This window comes from Arthrobacter sp. MYb213 (assembly GCF_002979915.1).
Taxonomy (GTDB): domain Bacteria; phylum Actinomycetota; class Actinomycetes; order Actinomycetales; family Micrococcaceae; genus Glutamicibacter.
On sequence record NZ_PCQA01000002.1, the window covers coordinates 124,963 to 138,807 of the forward strand.

At 55.4% G+C, this 13,845-nt stretch carries 18 protein-coding genes; 7 read left to right on the forward strand and 11 right to left on the reverse strand.

Going from position 1 to position 13,845, the window contains the following annotated elements; translation table 11 throughout:
• Positions 1-4: 4 nt before the first annotated feature.
• The 5 genes from CQ011_RS04885 to CQ011_RS04905 form a co-directional block, all read right to left on the reverse strand.
• Positions 5-844 (reverse strand): alpha/beta fold hydrolase, encoded by an 840-nt coding sequence (locus CQ011_RS04885; protein WP_105675258.1) that lies wholly within the window; start codon positions 842-844, stop codon positions 5-7.
• Entirely contained in the window at positions 841-1,539 is a 699-nt protein-coding gene (locus CQ011_RS04890) for a lysoplasmalogenase (RefSeq protein ID WP_105675260.1), read from the reverse strand. Before CQ011_RS04890 ends, CQ011_RS04885 begins: the two co-directional genes overlap by 4 nt.
• Positions 1,540-1,590: 51 nt before the next feature.
• Complete coding sequence (locus tag CQ011_RS04895; protein WP_286161094.1) at positions 1,591-2,337, reverse strand: class I SAM-dependent methyltransferase; 747 nt, start codon at positions 2,335-2,337, stop codon at positions 1,591-1,593.
• Complete coding sequence (locus CQ011_RS04900; protein ID WP_105675267.1) at positions 2,330-3,064, reverse strand: VOC family protein; 735 nt, start codon at positions 3,062-3,064, stop codon at positions 2,330-2,332. Before CQ011_RS04900 ends, CQ011_RS04895 begins: the two co-directional genes overlap by 8 nt.
• Positions 3,065-3,130: 66 nt before the next feature.
• Positions 3,131-3,745 (reverse strand): NAD(P)-dependent oxidoreductase, encoded by a 615-nt coding sequence (locus tag CQ011_RS04905; RefSeq protein WP_181147996.1) that lies wholly within the window; start codon positions 3,743-3,745, stop codon positions 3,131-3,133.
• Between the two features lie 138 nt (positions 3,746-3,883).
• Between CQ011_RS04905 and CQ011_RS04910 the strand changes: the two genes are divergently transcribed.
• The 5 genes from CQ011_RS04910 to CQ011_RS04930 all read left to right on the forward strand — a co-directional run bounded on the left by CQ011_RS04910 (position 3,884) and on the right by CQ011_RS04930 (position 7,491).
• Positions 3,884-4,348, forward strand: a complete 465-nt coding sequence (locus CQ011_RS04910) for a DUF8821 family protein (protein ID WP_105675270.1) — start codon at positions 3,884-3,886, stop codon at positions 4,346-4,348.
• 110 nt (positions 4,349-4,458) lie between these two features.
• A complete protein-coding gene (locus tag CQ011_RS04915) occupies positions 4,459-5,211 on the forward strand; it encodes a hypothetical protein (protein ID WP_105675272.1) in 753 nt (250 codons plus the stop codon).
• 222 nt (positions 5,212-5,433) lie between these two features.
• Positions 5,434-5,730 carry a Fe-S cluster assembly protein HesB gene (locus CQ011_RS04920; RefSeq protein ID WP_105675274.1) on the forward strand — a complete coding sequence of 99 codons (297 nt, stop codon included), beginning with the start codon at positions 5,434-5,436 and terminating at the stop codon, positions 5,728-5,730.
• Positions 5,731-5,835: 105 nt separating this feature from the next.
• The gene (locus CQ011_RS04925) at positions 5,836-6,948 is read left to right on the forward strand and encodes a DNA alkylation repair protein (RefSeq protein WP_105675276.1); all 1,113 of its coding nucleotides are present in this window, start codon (positions 5,836-5,838) and stop codon (positions 6,946-6,948) included.
• Positions 6,949-6,993: 45 nt separating this feature from the next.
• Complete coding sequence (locus CQ011_RS04930; protein ID WP_105675278.1) at positions 6,994-7,491, forward strand: mycothiol transferase; 498 nt, start codon at positions 6,994-6,996, stop codon at positions 7,489-7,491.
• A gap of 24 nt (positions 7,492-7,515) precedes the next feature.
• Here the strand turns inward: CQ011_RS04930 and CQ011_RS04935 are convergent, their stop codons facing one another.
• Positions 7,516-8,283 carry an isocitrate lyase/PEP mutase family protein gene (locus CQ011_RS04935; protein ID WP_105675280.1) on the reverse strand — a complete coding sequence of 256 codons (768 nt, stop codon included), beginning with the start codon at positions 8,281-8,283 and terminating at the stop codon, positions 7,516-7,518.
• A 132-nt stretch (positions 8,284-8,415) separates the two neighbouring features.
• On the opposite strand from CQ011_RS04935, the gene CQ011_RS04940 reads away from it, so the two are divergent.
• Positions 8,416-8,994 carry a CDP-alcohol phosphatidyltransferase family protein gene (locus CQ011_RS04940; protein WP_105675282.1) on the forward strand — a complete coding sequence of 193 codons (579 nt, stop codon included), beginning with the start codon at positions 8,416-8,418 and terminating at the stop codon, positions 8,992-8,994.
• An 8-nt stretch (positions 8,995-9,002) separates the two neighbouring features.
• On the opposite strand, the gene CQ011_RS04945 is transcribed toward CQ011_RS04940, so the two are convergent.
• Positions 9,003-9,587 carry a DapH/DapD/GlmU-related protein gene (locus CQ011_RS04945; RefSeq protein WP_105675284.1) on the reverse strand — a complete coding sequence of 195 codons (585 nt, stop codon included), beginning with the start codon at positions 9,585-9,587 and terminating at the stop codon, positions 9,003-9,005.
• A gap of 160 nt (positions 9,588-9,747) precedes the next feature.
• Here CQ011_RS04945 and CQ011_RS04950 point away from each other — a divergent pair, with 160 nt between their 5' ends.
• Positions 9,748-10,635, forward strand: a complete 888-nt coding sequence (locus tag CQ011_RS04950) for a macrolide 2'-phosphotransferase (protein ID WP_105675286.1) — start codon at positions 9,748-9,750, stop codon at positions 10,633-10,635.
• Positions 10,636-10,760: 125 nt separating this feature from the next.
• Here the strand turns inward: CQ011_RS04950 and CQ011_RS04955 are convergent, their stop codons facing one another.
• From CQ011_RS04955 to CQ011_RS04970, 4 genes are all read right to left on the reverse strand, one after another.
• Positions 10,761-11,606, reverse strand: a complete 846-nt coding sequence (locus tag CQ011_RS04955; protein ID WP_105675288.1) for an MBL fold metallo-hydrolase — start codon at positions 11,604-11,606, stop codon at positions 10,761-10,763.
• Between the two features lie 47 nt (positions 11,607-11,653).
• Positions 11,654-12,169, reverse strand: a complete 516-nt coding sequence (locus CQ011_RS04960) for a 2'-5' RNA ligase family protein (protein ID WP_105675290.1) — start codon at positions 12,167-12,169, stop codon at positions 11,654-11,656.
• A 304-nt stretch (positions 12,170-12,473) separates the two neighbouring features.
• A complete protein-coding gene (locus CQ011_RS04965) occupies positions 12,474-13,037 on the reverse strand; it encodes a hypothetical protein (protein ID WP_105675292.1) in 564 nt (187 codons plus the stop codon).
• Positions 13,038-13,434: 397 nt separating this feature from the next.
• Positions 13,435-13,806, reverse strand: a complete 372-nt coding sequence (locus CQ011_RS04970) for a DUF6176 family protein (RefSeq protein ID WP_105676108.1) — start codon at positions 13,804-13,806, stop codon at positions 13,435-13,437.
• Positions 13,807-13,845: the final 39 nt, after the last annotated feature.

Sequence of the window (13,845 nt, forward strand, 5' to 3'; positions counted from 1 at the left end):
TGAGTTAGAGGTTTTCCCCGGTCTCAGGCTGTAACAGCTGCGTCCAACGTTCAAGGGCCTGTGCCAAGATCTCCGGCTGGTCGATGTGCACATTATGTCCTGCGCGCTCTAGTTCAAGGAATGAAGCATTTGGGTAGCGTTTCAGTAGTTCCTTGGCATCTTTGAATCCCACGATGTGGTCTTGCATTCCGCAGGCGATCAGTACCGGCATATTCCATACCTGGTCACGGTCTACCGGCAGTGTCTCCAAGTAATAGCGTTTGGATAGGTGTGCCATCGCACGCAGATCTGCGCTGAGCACTCCGGGCAGCACATGTTTTTCGAATTGTTCCCAGTTTGCTCGCGTTTGGAGGACCGACATTTGCGCATAGTGGCCGGCGTTGATGGCGCCCAGCTCCTCGAGCAATACCTCGTCTTCGTGGATGATACTGCGCGCCGGAAGATTACGTTCTTCGGCCGCTGGCCGAATCACCGGAGCGAGTAGGACTAGGCCAAGAATTTGGTCTTCAAATCGGTCCGCCATCTCCTGCGCCAACAAACCACCCAGCGAATTTCCGATCAAGGCAAAAGGTTGCGCACCGAGTTGGCCCTCGAGCAAATTCTGCAGCCAGTCCGCAATTTCTGGCAATCCTGATTTCCCGGCGAGCGCCGGGGTTCCACCAAAGCCGGGAAGGTCAACATAGATACGTTGCAGATTTCCAGGGCGGGCTAATTGTTCATCCAATGCCAAGAGGATTCGGTGATCGACGCCATTACCGTGGACCAGTACCACCGGTAGGCCACTTCCGTGGATCGCGGCGATACCTTCGGGGAGCTGATTAGCCTCGGGTTCTATGTGGTTCATACTCGTCCTTTGTTAGTTTCCTGCGCCGTGGAACGTACGTGGCCTAACACCGCAGCCACAATCATGGATTGGCCCACCACGTAGCTGAGCATGATCCAAAAAGAATGAGCCGGCACCTCAAAGCCGGCAAAGGAACGCAACGCAATTAGCGCATCAGAGATAAAGAAGATCGCCCCACCGGTTCCGGCGAGCGCACCTAGTCCAGTTGAAAGCAACGCCATCAGCGTCAAGGCAAGGCCATAAATTATTACCGGTATGAGCAACGAGCCGGCGTGTGGAGCACAGGCGACCACCAGCCATCCGAATCCGAGTGCGTAGGGGAAGATCCACCAAGGGCGGCCGAGTACCGAGCGACGCCAGAATGGGCGTAACGCCTGCAGGTAGCACAGCTGTGCGAGAAGGAAGCCGCCAACCATCGTCAAAAACGCTTGGTCCCCCGTCATGAATCTGGGTAACATATCACCCAGCCAAGAACATCCCAGTGCTAATAACACCCACCGCACCAATTTGCTGCGCGGCCGGTGGGTAGCCAATAGCAATACCACCGCGAGCGCCGGCATCAAGAAGATCTGTGTGAGATTCGCTAGCGCCCCTTCTGGGGCAATCAATTGCGCGGTCAAATGAATGATGCTGACGGCACACAACACCAGCGCGCTATAAACGACGCGGGGTTCACCTGCCAGAGTGGTTTTCATAAGTCCTATCCCGTCGGCGGGTATCCACTACGGCCACCGATGGGTTCGAGACTATCCGTTCATGCGACGTTGGGCAACGAAGATAAATTGCCGTCCGGGCCTGTCTGGGGCGTCGCGCACCTCGCATATGTCGAACCCGGCCGCATCCAGCGTCGCTTCAATATGCTCACGACTTCGATAACGCAGTGTGGACTCGGAGATCAGTTCGGTCCCATCCTCGAAACGGAAAGTTTCGCGAAAGCGCAGAAGTTCGTTGGCGTAACCAAGCACCTGAACCCAGGTGGTCACCGCTCCCTGCCCTGCAACAACTGTAGTTTCGCGAGTTAGTTGCTCAGTCCATTGTTCCCACGCCCGCACTTCTGGTCGTCGTGCTTCAAAGATCAGGGTTCCTCCGGGTTTAAGCGCCAGGGCTATGTGCTGCAGAGTATTTTGCCATTGCGCATCATCGGTGAAGACCATGGCAACGTTTGCGGTCATGACCGCCGCATCAAAATCCCCTGTTGGCAGATCGTGGACCGTACCGTGCACCCAGTGGACCAGCGCTGCCTCAGGCTTGCCCCGCGCTACGGCCAAGGACGCACCGGCCGGGTCAACCCCGGTCACCTCAAATCCTGCCCCAGCCATGGTGCAAGCGAAGGTTCCAGTTCCACATCCAAGATCCAAAATTTTGTGAGCGTCCAGTGCTGTGATCAGTTGGGTATAGATCTCCAGATCACTGCGGTCTGGATCAAGCGGGTCATAGAGTCGAGCAAGTAGCTCATCATTGAAGTTTGCGTCCATTACAGGTTCATTAGTCATCGCTACCGCCACCAGCTACTGGGAGTACACAAAATTCGTTTCCAGAGGGGTCTTGATAGACCCGCCATGCTAGCTCTCCCCAGTTTGGGTGCAGCTCGCGTCCGCCATGACGCATAATTTCTTTGGCTATCTTCTGCGCATCGTCGCCAGATTCCAAACGCAGATCCAAGTGCATCCGATTTTTGAACGGTCCCTTAGCCTCTCGTTCCGGGCATATTTGAAGTGTCGGCCCATGCCCGCTGCGGTGGCGTAAGGAACCGGGCTTACCGGTAATATCCTGTTCCCATCCGCTCAGCCACTCCCAGAACCGGGTATCGCGAGCAACCTCGGCCGATTCCAAGGTCAACGCGACGATGGGTCCAGTAGCTAGATAGTTATGCTCGTCGTCCAGCACGTAATACGCATTGCCTTCAGTATCTGCCAAGACGCTGCGCAGAACATTATGTTCTTCACTGTCCTGGTGCAGTGCACCGTGCGTTGATGCTTGTGCAGTTCTCTGAGATTGTGCGGCCTCCCCCGACACGCTGAGGTGTAACCGCTCCGAGTCATTGGGTGCCTCGGGTACACGCTGAAAGCATAGGTCAAGGATGGGACCCTCGGGGATGTCCAGGCGTGTTTCAAACCCTTGGGGATCTTCTCCCAATAAAGTGCAGCCCAAGAGTTGTTGCCAAAACCGGCCATGAGTCTGTGGGTCAACCGAGTCGAAAACAATGTTTTCCAAATACATGTGCTCAGCCTACCGGCAGGTCGAGGCGCGAATTAGTGCGAATCGCGATGAGTACTCGGCACGAGGCTAGCGATTGCTCAGCCCAACAGCCTGGCCAATACTCGAATCATCGTTCAACGCATGAAGTAGATACGCGGCCAGATCCGAGCGTGTGATGGTGCCACCCAACGTTCCAGCCTCCGACACCGTCAGCGCCTTCCAATGGCCGGTAGCTTCCTTATTAGTCAGCCCCGACGGGCGAACAATCGTCCAGTCCAACTCGGAGGAGGTGACATACGCTTCTTGCGCATTATGATCAGCCAGTGGTTTAGCAAGCATCAACAACATCGCAAAGCGCAAAAAACCGGGCAGTTGAGAGCCAGAATCTCCGGCGCCCAAGGAGGACTGCACGAGCAATCTCTGTACCCCCGTGGCTTGCATCGCCCCAATGACCGTTTGAGTCACCAATGCCCGCTGGTGTGGCACCTTCTTCGCGGCGCCCACAGTAAGAACCACCGCGTCAGCCCCCGTCACGGCATCACGCACTACCTGCGGATCCGTTGCATCACCGGTGAGCGCACGCACCGCATGCGGAGCCTGGCCACTGCGTGAAAGCACCGTCACCTCATGCCCGGCCTGTTGCGCCAGCTTCGCAAATTCTGCCCCGGTCCCCTTGGAACCACCCACCACAGTAATCTTCACCAAAAACTCTTTCCCGCTTAGATATGAACCTGTCGCGCAGACAGTTTATCCGCACCCCACGGTTCAGCTCTAAAATTCGGTACCATATCCACAGGTCAGCAACGATGCACCGGCCGCAAGTAGCTTTAGGAGAACTCCATGTCTTACCTCGTAGATTTTAAAGATGTCTCCACCGTGGGCTTGGAATCCTCTCCGGTCGCCGAAGCGCTCGCCGGACTACGCGCCAACGAAGCACGGTATTTGAAGAATAAGTTCGATCACGACTTTGTGCTCAGCGATGCCAGCGAATCAGCACAGATCATCGCTTGGGTACACGACATTTTGCTCAAGGAACGAAACCTGCAGATCGGTTCGCCGGTATTGCAGGCCTCAATGTTTGAAGCCGATGGAGCCAAACGCGCTTACCTGTTCTACGAATCGGGCTTGTCAATCAACGTTCTCTACGGTCTGGCCGAGGGCGAGAAGCGTGCAGTTGGTTTTAAACTCTCCGATGGCATGGAGATTCCGCAAGAACTTGCAGATAAGTTCAAATTTGCGCGGCAGAAGTCCAAGTTGGCCGGCACGATCCGCGGATCTTATTTTGTCATCAAGGGTGAGCACTAGAAACTACACGGGTGCCCTAGCCAAGGGGTACAAAGCGTTTTAGGGTGGATTGCACCGAGCTGGGCTTGGTATCCGAAACGCCAGCTCACCCTTTTTGCGAGGAAATGAGCATGTCCAGTTCTTCATCCCCAGCACCCGGGGCACAACACAATCGCGCAACCCACCGCCCACGGCGAAAAATCATCGCCTGGGATCCGGGGAAAGACACTCTGATCGCTTTGGGCACTCTCGTAGCGTTTTGGGGATGTTATTTTGCCGGTAGCGCATTGGGCAACTGGTTTTTGGTGCTGGGGATCCTCCTCTTTGGCACCCTGATTCCTGCACTAACCGTGTTGCGCCTTCGGGGCGAAGGCTGGGAAGGACTTGGGTTCACTCGCAGGTTTCTAGTGACTTCGCTGATCATCGCGGCGCTGCTAGGTGCCGGCTCCGCATACCAGCTCATCGTGACCGCCGCTGAGCTTCAGGTCCAGTTACTGCCCCACTTGTTAGCAAATTTCTTGGTTTTCTGGGAGCCGCTCTTCGTTTTTGGTTGGCTCTATCTTCGGTGGGAACGAGCATTTGGCTGGCTCCCTGCAATTTTCCTCACCAGCATTGGTTTTGCACTACAACATGTGGGTTCTGTCCCGCTTCCGGTGGCTTTGAGCTTTGGCATGTTCGCACTGGCTTTTTCAATCATTTTTGCCTTCGTCAGAAATCTGGCTATCCTTTGGCCGCTGTTCTACCCGGTCGCCAGCGGCATCGGCACCCTGCAATCTGGTTTGGCCATGGGCTGGGACGAGGTGCTTTCCGGCGCCCTGATATTCGTTGTCCAACTGTGCATTCTCTTCTTCGTCGCTCGAGGCATCACCAGGCGAACAGCCTAAGAGCGCCTCCCCCTCTGCCCGAAATTCTGCGACTTCTCCATGATTTTTCTAGCCCGAAAGACTTGGCGCTAGCTATTGAAGGAGGAGCGTACCTGAGAGGGAAAACTAATCGGAAGCGTATTTCGTACATGTTAAGCGAGGTTGCGATCTCTTATTTTTTTTGGAATCGTGGCAAGCACATGCCCTGACCTTGGCATGTTCGCAACCGGAAGGAGAGCCACCGTGCTCACACTGACCGATCAGGCAGATACGATCGTTACCGCGATTGTCACCAACCAGTCCGAGGCAGAAACTGCTGGACTACGCATCCATCAGGCCGAGGGTTCAGGCGCACCGGATGAGGCAGCATTTGCGGTGCAGATTGTTGCAGAACCAGAAGCAGCCGATCTGGTAGTCCGTGGTGAAGGTAGCCCGGTATACCTAGATGAGCTGGTCACCGATGAGCTCGATGACAAGGTGCTAGACGCAGCTGTCAACGAAGAGGGAGCTGTCAGCTTCCAGATTCTGCCTCGCGCTTAGTAGCGGGTAGACACCTTTAGGCTTCCGTCGAGGGCCACCATTTTTGGTGGCCCTCGACGATTTTAAGCATTGGGATTTTCAGCGGCTTAGGACAAGAATGGCGTTATGCCTTTCGCTGATCAACTTATTGGCCCCGATGTTGCCGAACAACTCGCTCTCCAGATGCAAGCAGTCGTTTCGGACCGTTGCCTAGAGCACCTCCCGGCAGTCCGTGAAACACTAGTGCCGCTGAGCCTGCGTGAACGCTCCGATGCCTTGCGAGACGCACTCCTAGCTGATTTTCCTGATGACTACGCGCGACTCGCGGCGGCCATTCGCCGCGCCAGTGAGCACAGCGAATCCTTTACCGGCTGGATGATTTGGCCGGTGACTAGCGCGCTGGCAAGCAAAGCGGTACAAGAAAATACCGCGGAATCCTTGGACGATGCACTGACCTTGCTTGCATTGCTCACCCCAAAACTCACCGCTGAATTCGCGATTCGACAGTTGCTAAACCACGACCTGGAGCGCGCGTTATCCTTCGCCCACCGGTGGACGCAGTCCCCCGATGAGCATGTACGCCGCCTAGCCAGTGAAGGAACCCGACCATATCTACCGTGGGCTGTCTGGGTGCCGCAGCTGAGCCTTGCACCGGCAAAAACAATTCCCATTCTTAATGCGCTATACCGGGACGAGAGTGAATATGTACGCCGCTCGGTGGCTAACCATTTGAACGATCTAAGCCGTGAATCAGCCTCGCTAGTCGTCCAAACCGCGCAGCGCTGGTTAGAAAATCCGACCGATACCACGCTCTGGGTAGTCAAGCACGGGTTGCGTACGCTGCTTAAGCGCGGAAACCCCGAGGCGCTGGCGGTACTAGGTTTTGTTCCCGCCACACTAGATATCAACGGTCCATCCGTAACAAATGAGCAAATAGCGTGGAGCTCCTCCATCGACTTCGTTGCCAAGATAAAAAATACCGGGACAGAGCCGGCGCGGCTAGCCATCGACTACATCGTCAACCATCAAAAGGCCAACGGTTTGGCGACACCCAAGGTTTTTAAACTCACCACCCGCACGCTCGCACCGGGTGAACAGCTAGACATTGCGCGAACTCATTCTTTCCGGCCGATCACCACACGCCGTTATTACCCCGGTTCACATTCAATAGCCCTGCAAATCAACGGAGTTCCTACCGAAGCCGCCGTTTTTGAACTGTTGCCGGACTCCGAGCTGTAGTACCAAAAGCTGACAGCGCGAGAATCTCAGAGCACAATAAGCAGTATGGATACGCCAGAAATTTTCAGCACACTCGCCCGCCTGCCGATCAGCTCGGCCAAACATCTGCCACAGCTCACCGCGCAGCAGCTCAATGCCCACCCGGCCGGGCACCCCAATTCCATTGCGTGGTTGCTCTGGCACAGCGCACGGGAGGTTGACGCGCAGTTAGCTCCGCTCACCGGCCAGGCGCAGCTCTGGGAGGAATATGCCGAAAAATTTGATCTCGGAGAACTTGGTGCCAGCGTTGGTTATGGTCACAGCTCCGCAGAGGCAGCGCGCATAAAGGTCGACGATCAGGGACTCCTGCTGGAATATTTGGAAGCCACACTCACCGCTCTCGGTGACTATGCGAGCACTTTAACTCCCACGCAGCTGGACGAGGTGATCGACCGCAGCTGGGATCCGGCGGTCACTCGTGGGGTCCGTCTGATCTCGATTATCGACGACGCCATCGCGCACGTCGCTCAGGCCGCCTACGCCGCCGGCATCCTCACGGCGTAAACGGCCCGGCGCGCGAGCAAAAAGTTATTTACTCCACTGCGCCAATTGCGTAGCTGAAGTTTCGGCCAACCACATTTGCCATAGCGGACCAAAGCTCACCCGGCGCACGCCCAATGAACTCAGTTGTGCCAGGTCTCCGGCGCCATGTCCCTTCACCGGGTGCGCGGTGACATTAACCGGGACCTGCACGGCGGCCACTAGCTCGCGGATCTGCTCGGCGGAGCTGAGCCCCACCGGGTAGACCGAGCGTGCGCCGGCCTGCTCCATAAGTTTGACGCGGGCTACGGCCTCGCCCAGCGGGTCGGCAAATACGTCGGTGCCAAGCTTCACCGCGTCGGTACGGCCGTTGATCACAAATGCCACGCCAGCCGCATCAGCTTCGGACCTGGCCGCGGCAATGTAGTCGGCGTGCTCTTGGCGATCACGAACTCGTTTACCTTCGGACTGCACCACGTCTTCGATATTTGCGCCGGCGGCACCGGCATCGAGCAAACGCCCGATCAATTCTTCGGGAGCCAACCCATAACCGGACTCCACGTCGACGCTCACCGGCAGCGTGACGGAATCAATAATCCGTTGGCAGGTGCGCAAATACTCTTTAAAATCCATCTGCTCGCCATCGCTGCTACCAATAGCGTCGGCCACGGGGTGGCTTCCGATGGTGAGCGCGTCGAATCCTGCCTCGGCGGCAATCTTCGCACTCCAGGTATCCCAGACGGTCGGGAGCACCAAGGTGCCCCCTGATTCGTGCAAATCGGCGAGTTTCTGAGCTACAGCTTTAACATCAACCACGGAGTCCTCCTCGGACTTTTTAGGGAACACGCTCAGCCTACCAGCGGGTTATTTTTGCCAGATCGGCCTTTACCTCTTGATATCGCAGCTCAGGTGCGACATCGTTCAACATAGGAGATTAAGGAGAGCGTGATGACTAGCCCGGCCGCACGCAAGCACGATTGGGCCACCGTACCCAACGCCATCACGGTGCTCAGATTCCTGCTGATCGTGCCGATCTGCTACTACCTACTGACTAATTCCGCGCCGGTAGCCACCGCATTCTTATTGCTCGCCTTCGGGCTCAGCGACTGGATCGATGGGTTCATCGCACGAAAGTTTAATCAGGTCTCCCACGTCGGTGTCCTGCTTGACCCGATTGCCGACAGGCTCGGGATCGTCGCGATTGCCGTGTGTTTAGTCTTTGGTGGCTTAGTTCCCTTGTGGATCGGCTTGGCCATCTTCATCACCGATCTGATCTTGTTGTGCACCTACTTCGCCTTACGACTCTCTGCCCCACCGGAGTCAAGCAAGCTGGGGAAGATTCGCACCGCAATCATGATGTTGGGTTTGGCCGCCGTGGCTTTTGGTCGCATCCCGGAACTGTCCTGGCTCTTCACCCCGGGTCTCTACATTCTTGGCCTAGGCGCGATACTGCACCTTTTTGTGGGCGCCGGATACCTGCGCCTGATGGCTCACACGGCAAAAATACATCGCCAACCCGCCGGCTAACGACCGGGTTAGTCCAGTGGAACGCTCGCGACCTGCTTCGCTGGCACGCCGACCACCACCGCATTCGGGGCCACGTCCTTGGTGACTACTGCGCCGGCGCCCACCACTGCCCCGTCCCCGATGCTGATCCCCGGCAACACCGTCACGTTTGCCCCGAACCAGACACCTTCGCCAATTACTACCTTGGCCGGGTGCATATCGACTCGGCGACTAGGCACCATGTCATGGTTCAAGGTGGTGATCACCGCGTTGTGCCCGATTAGTGAGCCCGCCCCGATACTGATCCCGCCCTGATCTTGGAAACGACACCCACTGTTGATGAAGATGTTCTCACCAAAGCTAATGTTCTTGCCAAAGTCCGCGCTAAAGGCTGGGAAGAGCTGCATTGAATCGGGCACCTTGGTTCCGGTCAATTCGCTGAGTAACGCACGGACCTGTTCGGGACTCTGGTAGCTACCGTTGAGCTGCGCGGTGATCCGCAAGGCTTCCTGGCTCGTCGCATGCATTGCCGCGTGGTGCGCGGACCCGCCGGGAATCACCTCACCTGCGTTGAGCGTGGCTAGTAGTTCTGGCAGTCCAGCAATATGTGTCATGACTTCACCCTAGACCCGCCGCCGAGTGAAACCCTAGAAACATCTCGGCTTCCATCGACAGAGTCTCCGACGGCATGGCGGCATATCCCCCGTGATCGGCATTGGCTGCCTGCGTGACTTGACCCTGTACTTTTTGAGTGCAACCGGCAAAGCTTGAATCATGGAAGATTCAGCGATTAATGAGATCTGCACACTAGCCAAAATGCACGGGTTAGAGCTGGATCCACGCAGCATCACCATCAACGAGCTTGGCTTGGATTTCCAAGTCGCCATCGGCACCACACATACCGATGAATCTTGGGTGCTGCGTATTCCACGCAGACCCGACGTGACCGAACGTGCCGCCATAGAAGGCAGGCTGCTTCGGCGGCTTGCCCCACATCTGAACGTGGAAATTCCCGACTGGAAAATCCATAGCGACACGTTGATCGCCTACCCCCTTTTGCCAGGAGAACCGGGTCTGACACTTACCGATGAAGGTCAACCGGAGTGGCATTTTGCGCTCGAATCCCGACAGTATGCTCATTCCCTGGCAGATTTTCTTGCCCAATTACATGCGGTGGATCCATCGGAGGTCATTGACAGCGGCATTGAGGTTTTCACTCCCAGTTCCGTGCGCCAGCGCAAACGCGAGGATATAGCCCGGGTTGTGAAGGAATTTGAGGTGTCCGCAGACCTGCAGGACCGTTGGAACCAATGGTTAGCCGATGACCGGTATTGGCCCGAGCACACCACATTGACGCATGGAGAAATTTATCCCGCGCACCAGTTGATGACCGGCGAGCGCATCGACAGCATCCTAGATTGGACCACCGCGGCCATCGGAGACCCGGCCCGAGATTTTGTCTTCCACCACGCCAGCGTTTCTGCCCCAGCGTTTAATGCCACCGTGGATCGATACGTGGCCCAAGGTGGTGTGGTCGGCCCGCTCTTAGCCGAGCACTGTGTCGAGCTTTTCAGTACCGCCGCCGTTGATTATGGCCTCTTCGCGTTGCAGACCGAAAATACGGATCATCTCAAAGCTGCCGCGGCGCAGCTCAATCCCTAGGGCTTTTCGGTCCAAGACCGTCGCGGTGCCAACACCGGAGCAACAGGGCTAAGAGTTCCGGTCGACTTCGCCAAGCGTCCGCTCGATGAGTCGCGAATTACGCTACAGAAACACCTTGCGGAACATTATGATGCATCGTGCTCCGAAAGCTGCGCGTATCCATCTACCGCGGCTTCGCGAAGAAACTCGACTGGCCACAAAGCAAGCAACTGCGCAGCATATTGGATCTCATCGACTGCGATTGAAGCGGCATACGCAGTTCGCAAAGTTTGGGCCAACTCTTCGAACTGGGCCAATTGAGCACTCACAAAAGCGCGGTCCACCGCTTGTCCATGTCCGGGAATTAGCACGTGCTGTGGGTCAATCAATTTCAGTAGGGAACGTAAAACCTCGGGCCAACCCAATGGAAAGGACCCAGAGCCGAACATCGGCGGGCCTGATTCTTCGATAATGTCGCCGAGGAACCAGATTCCGGCGTCAGGAATGAAAATCGCTAGGTCGGTCTCCGTATGCCCTGGGCCCAGTGGAATCAGCTTCAGCTCCCGGCCTCCGAGCTCAACCGTGGTTGTTTCAGCAATGGGCACACTTGGCAGTGTCAGTTCCACCTCGGCCCAGCTATTATCTGGTTCGGATGCAGGATTCTGCTGAACCCGGAGCAGTCTCGGTCTTTCAAACTCTTCAAAATGCTGTGCGATCAAATGGTGACCGTAAATGGGGATTCCCGCGTGAGCGAACAGCTGGTTGCCGAAGGTGTGATCATAATGCGCGTGAGTGTTGAGCACCGCGACAATCGGCACCGCAAACTGTTGCGCCACGTCGTTGATGATCTCTTGTGCCTCGGCAGGGTTATTGCGCGTATCAATCACCGTCGCGCCGCGCGGTCCCATGACCAGACCCACCGAAACATCCAGCGGGTCATATCGGCGCCGGTACACGCCCGCCCCAACCTGCGTCCACGTACTATTGGTCATCTGCTCCCTTACGTCCACAACGATTAATCCTTGGAGATTTTCGCCTCTTAGCAGCTACTCGTATCGGCGAGCACGGTCAGTTCCTGACTTGATGGCTTCCACAGTGCGGCGCGAATAGCGGTGAGCTCTTTGAACGACGCTGGGGTCAGCTCATCTAATGCGCGAATATACTCGGGTACGATCTCCCGTGGCAAGCGCAGGCCCATCGTCAGGTGTGGAGTCCAGCGGTGGCCTCGACCGTCCGGGTTCAGCGCGCTAATCTCGCGCGCCGCAGCTTCCAATTCAGCAGAAGTTTCAAGTAACCAGGCAACGGTTTGTTTGCGTTTTGTGCCAAAAATTACCGTTCCTACGCGCTCTAATCGTGCCGGGATCAGGCTAGGAAGTAACCGTGCAGCACATTGCACCGCCTCATCAGCCATATTCGGAGAAAAGGTGATGGTGATGTGCGGAGTCTGTTGTTGCGCAGGAAACCCACGCGATTCCAACGCGACAAACACCTCGCGAATTTGTTGTTCTTGAGCCTCTGGCAAGCGCAACAAGATGTTATCTGGCGAGGTCCTCATTCACGACTCCTTATTCTGCACGCACTGCGCTAGTTATCAAGGTGGGCTTCCAAACCATATCGCTGATTGAGTGGGAGTCGTCAGACTTTAAAGGGTCCGCGTTGCTTCTAGGCGTAGCTAGGACTGCTAGCTAAGTGTAGTCAGACTGGCGAGGAACGATTCATTTCAGGATTCCTCCCCAAAGTGGCCGCAGCTTACGGGCGGTCAAAACTTCTATTTTCTTCCACACCCTGTAAACCGGGTGTTGATGGCTATGGGCAGAAGCGCTGAGGAATTTGAACACGGACAGAAACGATTCGTAACGTCACAGTTCGATCTGCCAAATATCAGCTTCACCTATGATTTCAAGATTCTTGACAGTGTAATTATTGTAATTCCATGTCATTCGCGAGACGTAGCCAAGCTGGCTGTCAACCACCACTTCATAAGTTTCGTCGCTATCACCATCTGGGCCAAGCATCGTTAGTTCTAAGATGAATTCGTTTTCTTCGCTTCGTGCAACCGAGATTATTTTGTGTGTGTCTGTAGGCCCACCCCACATGGGCAGATCGAGCGGACGAAACATAGCTAGTTCGGGAGTAGCTACCGGGATTCGCCACTCACTATCTCGGATGATTGGCGAATCGTTGGCCTCAAAAATTAGAGTCTGATGTGTATCTGACTGGTATACGATCTCGAATTTAGACCAGTCGTCGCTTCGCACAGTCCTGTAGCTCGATCCTTCGACACGAGCTTCGACCAAATAAGTTTTGGATTTTACGTCGCCACTGCCCTTAATTTCCACCGCCGCCTTAAGGCCAGGGCGTTGGTCAGCTTCACGCAATAAACCAACGAGCTCGACCAGTAGTGAGAAATCAGAATCGGACATCTTGAACCCTTCAAGTATTCATCTACCAAGTGATCCACAGCGTACATGCGTAAGTTACGTAGATGGGATCTAGGCACGTTGTCTGCTCACCTTTTATAACTGCTACCGATGTCGCGTAATCCGCCTAGGGTAGGAACATGACACGGTGGACGATGAGTTCTCTTTTGATTCAGAGAATTACTCGGATGTCGTAGCTACTTTGTTAGTGGCTCTGCCTTACCCGGCTGAAAGGTCGAAATTTCAGATTTCCGGTTCAGGAACTTAGATGTATATTGCAGTGCTTTTCTCGAGTTCGAGGCTTTATCGCATTCTGCTCTGAATGGACGAAGGTTGATGAATATTCACGGATGCGAATGCTCCATAGGAGTTCTCTTCCTAGGAATGACGCTAGAACTCGTCACTCTCTCTCGGCAAGGGTCATCAGGGGCTTCATGGCAGTTTCAACGCGTTCTGGAATCATCATTACGCGAGGCGTGAGATCTTCCGCGGGAAAAGTGTCATCAATACAAGCGCGCCAGAACTGCATATGCTTTTCATCAAGCCAATGATCCGATTGCTCAACGCCAGAACCGTCTTCGCCCTGAACGCTGTACCAATACAAGTAATCGATTCCATCGATCGTCTCCGAAAAAATCGTCTCAACGTACATCTGCTCAGGCTCAAGCGTTTCGCGAACTGCAGCAGCATGTGAATTCAGGAATTGCATCCACTCATCGACGATGCTTTGAGCGTTTTCGCGGACTCGGAAACGAGTTAATTCAATCTTCATTCGTCCATAGTGCCGGATTCGTTCCGAGGAACTCAAAAT

Bases quoted from the DNA above. Each gene is read 5' to 3' on its own strand.
- CQ011_RS04885 (WP_105675258.1), bottom strand. From the start codon at position 844: ATGAACCACATAGAACCCGAGGCTAATCAGCTCCCCGAAGGTATCGCC.
- CQ011_RS04890 (WP_105675260.1), bottom strand. From the start codon at position 1,539: ATGAAAACCACTCTGGCAGGTGAACCCCGCGTCGTTTATAGCGCGCTG.
- CQ011_RS04895 (WP_286161094.1), bottom strand. From the start codon at position 2,337: ATGACTAATGAACCTGTAATGGACGCAAACTTCAATGATGAGCTACTT.
- CQ011_RS04900 (WP_105675267.1), bottom strand. From the start codon at position 3,064: ATGTATTTGGAAAACATTGTTTTCGACTCGGTTGACCCACAGACTCAT.
- CQ011_RS04910 (WP_105675270.1), top strand. From the start codon at position 3,884: ATGTCTTACCTCGTAGATTTTAAAGATGTCTCCACCGTGGGCTTGGAA.
- CQ011_RS04915 (WP_105675272.1), top strand. From the start codon at position 4,459: ATGTCCAGTTCTTCATCCCCAGCACCCGGGGCACAACACAATCGCGCA.
- CQ011_RS04925 (WP_105675276.1), top strand. From the start codon at position 5,836: ATGCCTTTCGCTGATCAACTTATTGGCCCCGATGTTGCCGAACAACTC.
- CQ011_RS04930 (WP_105675278.1), top strand. From the start codon at position 6,994: ATGGATACGCCAGAAATTTTCAGCACACTCGCCCGCCTGCCGATCAGC.
- CQ011_RS04940 (WP_105675282.1), top strand. From the start codon at position 8,416: ATGACTAGCCCGGCCGCACGCAAGCACGATTGGGCCACCGTACCCAAC.
- CQ011_RS04945 (WP_105675284.1), bottom strand. From the start codon at position 9,587: ATGACACATATTGCTGGACTGCCAGAACTACTAGCCACGCTCAACGCA.
- CQ011_RS04950 (WP_105675286.1), top strand. From the start codon at position 9,748: ATGGAAGATTCAGCGATTAATGAGATCTGCACACTAGCCAAAATGCAC.
- CQ011_RS04955 (WP_105675288.1), bottom strand. From the start codon at position 11,606: ATGACCAATAGTACGTGGACGCAGGTTGGGGCGGGCGTGTACCGGCGC.
- CQ011_RS04960 (WP_105675290.1), bottom strand. From the start codon at position 12,169: ATGAGGACCTCGCCAGATAACATCTTGTTGCGCTTGCCAGAGGCTCAA.
- CQ011_RS04965 (WP_105675292.1), bottom strand. From the start codon at position 13,037: ATGTCCGATTCTGATTTCTCACTACTGGTCGAGCTCGTTGGTTTATTG.
- CQ011_RS04970 (WP_105676108.1), bottom strand. From the start codon at position 13,806: ATGAAGATTGAATTAACTCGTTTCCGAGTCCGCGAAAACGCTCAAAGC.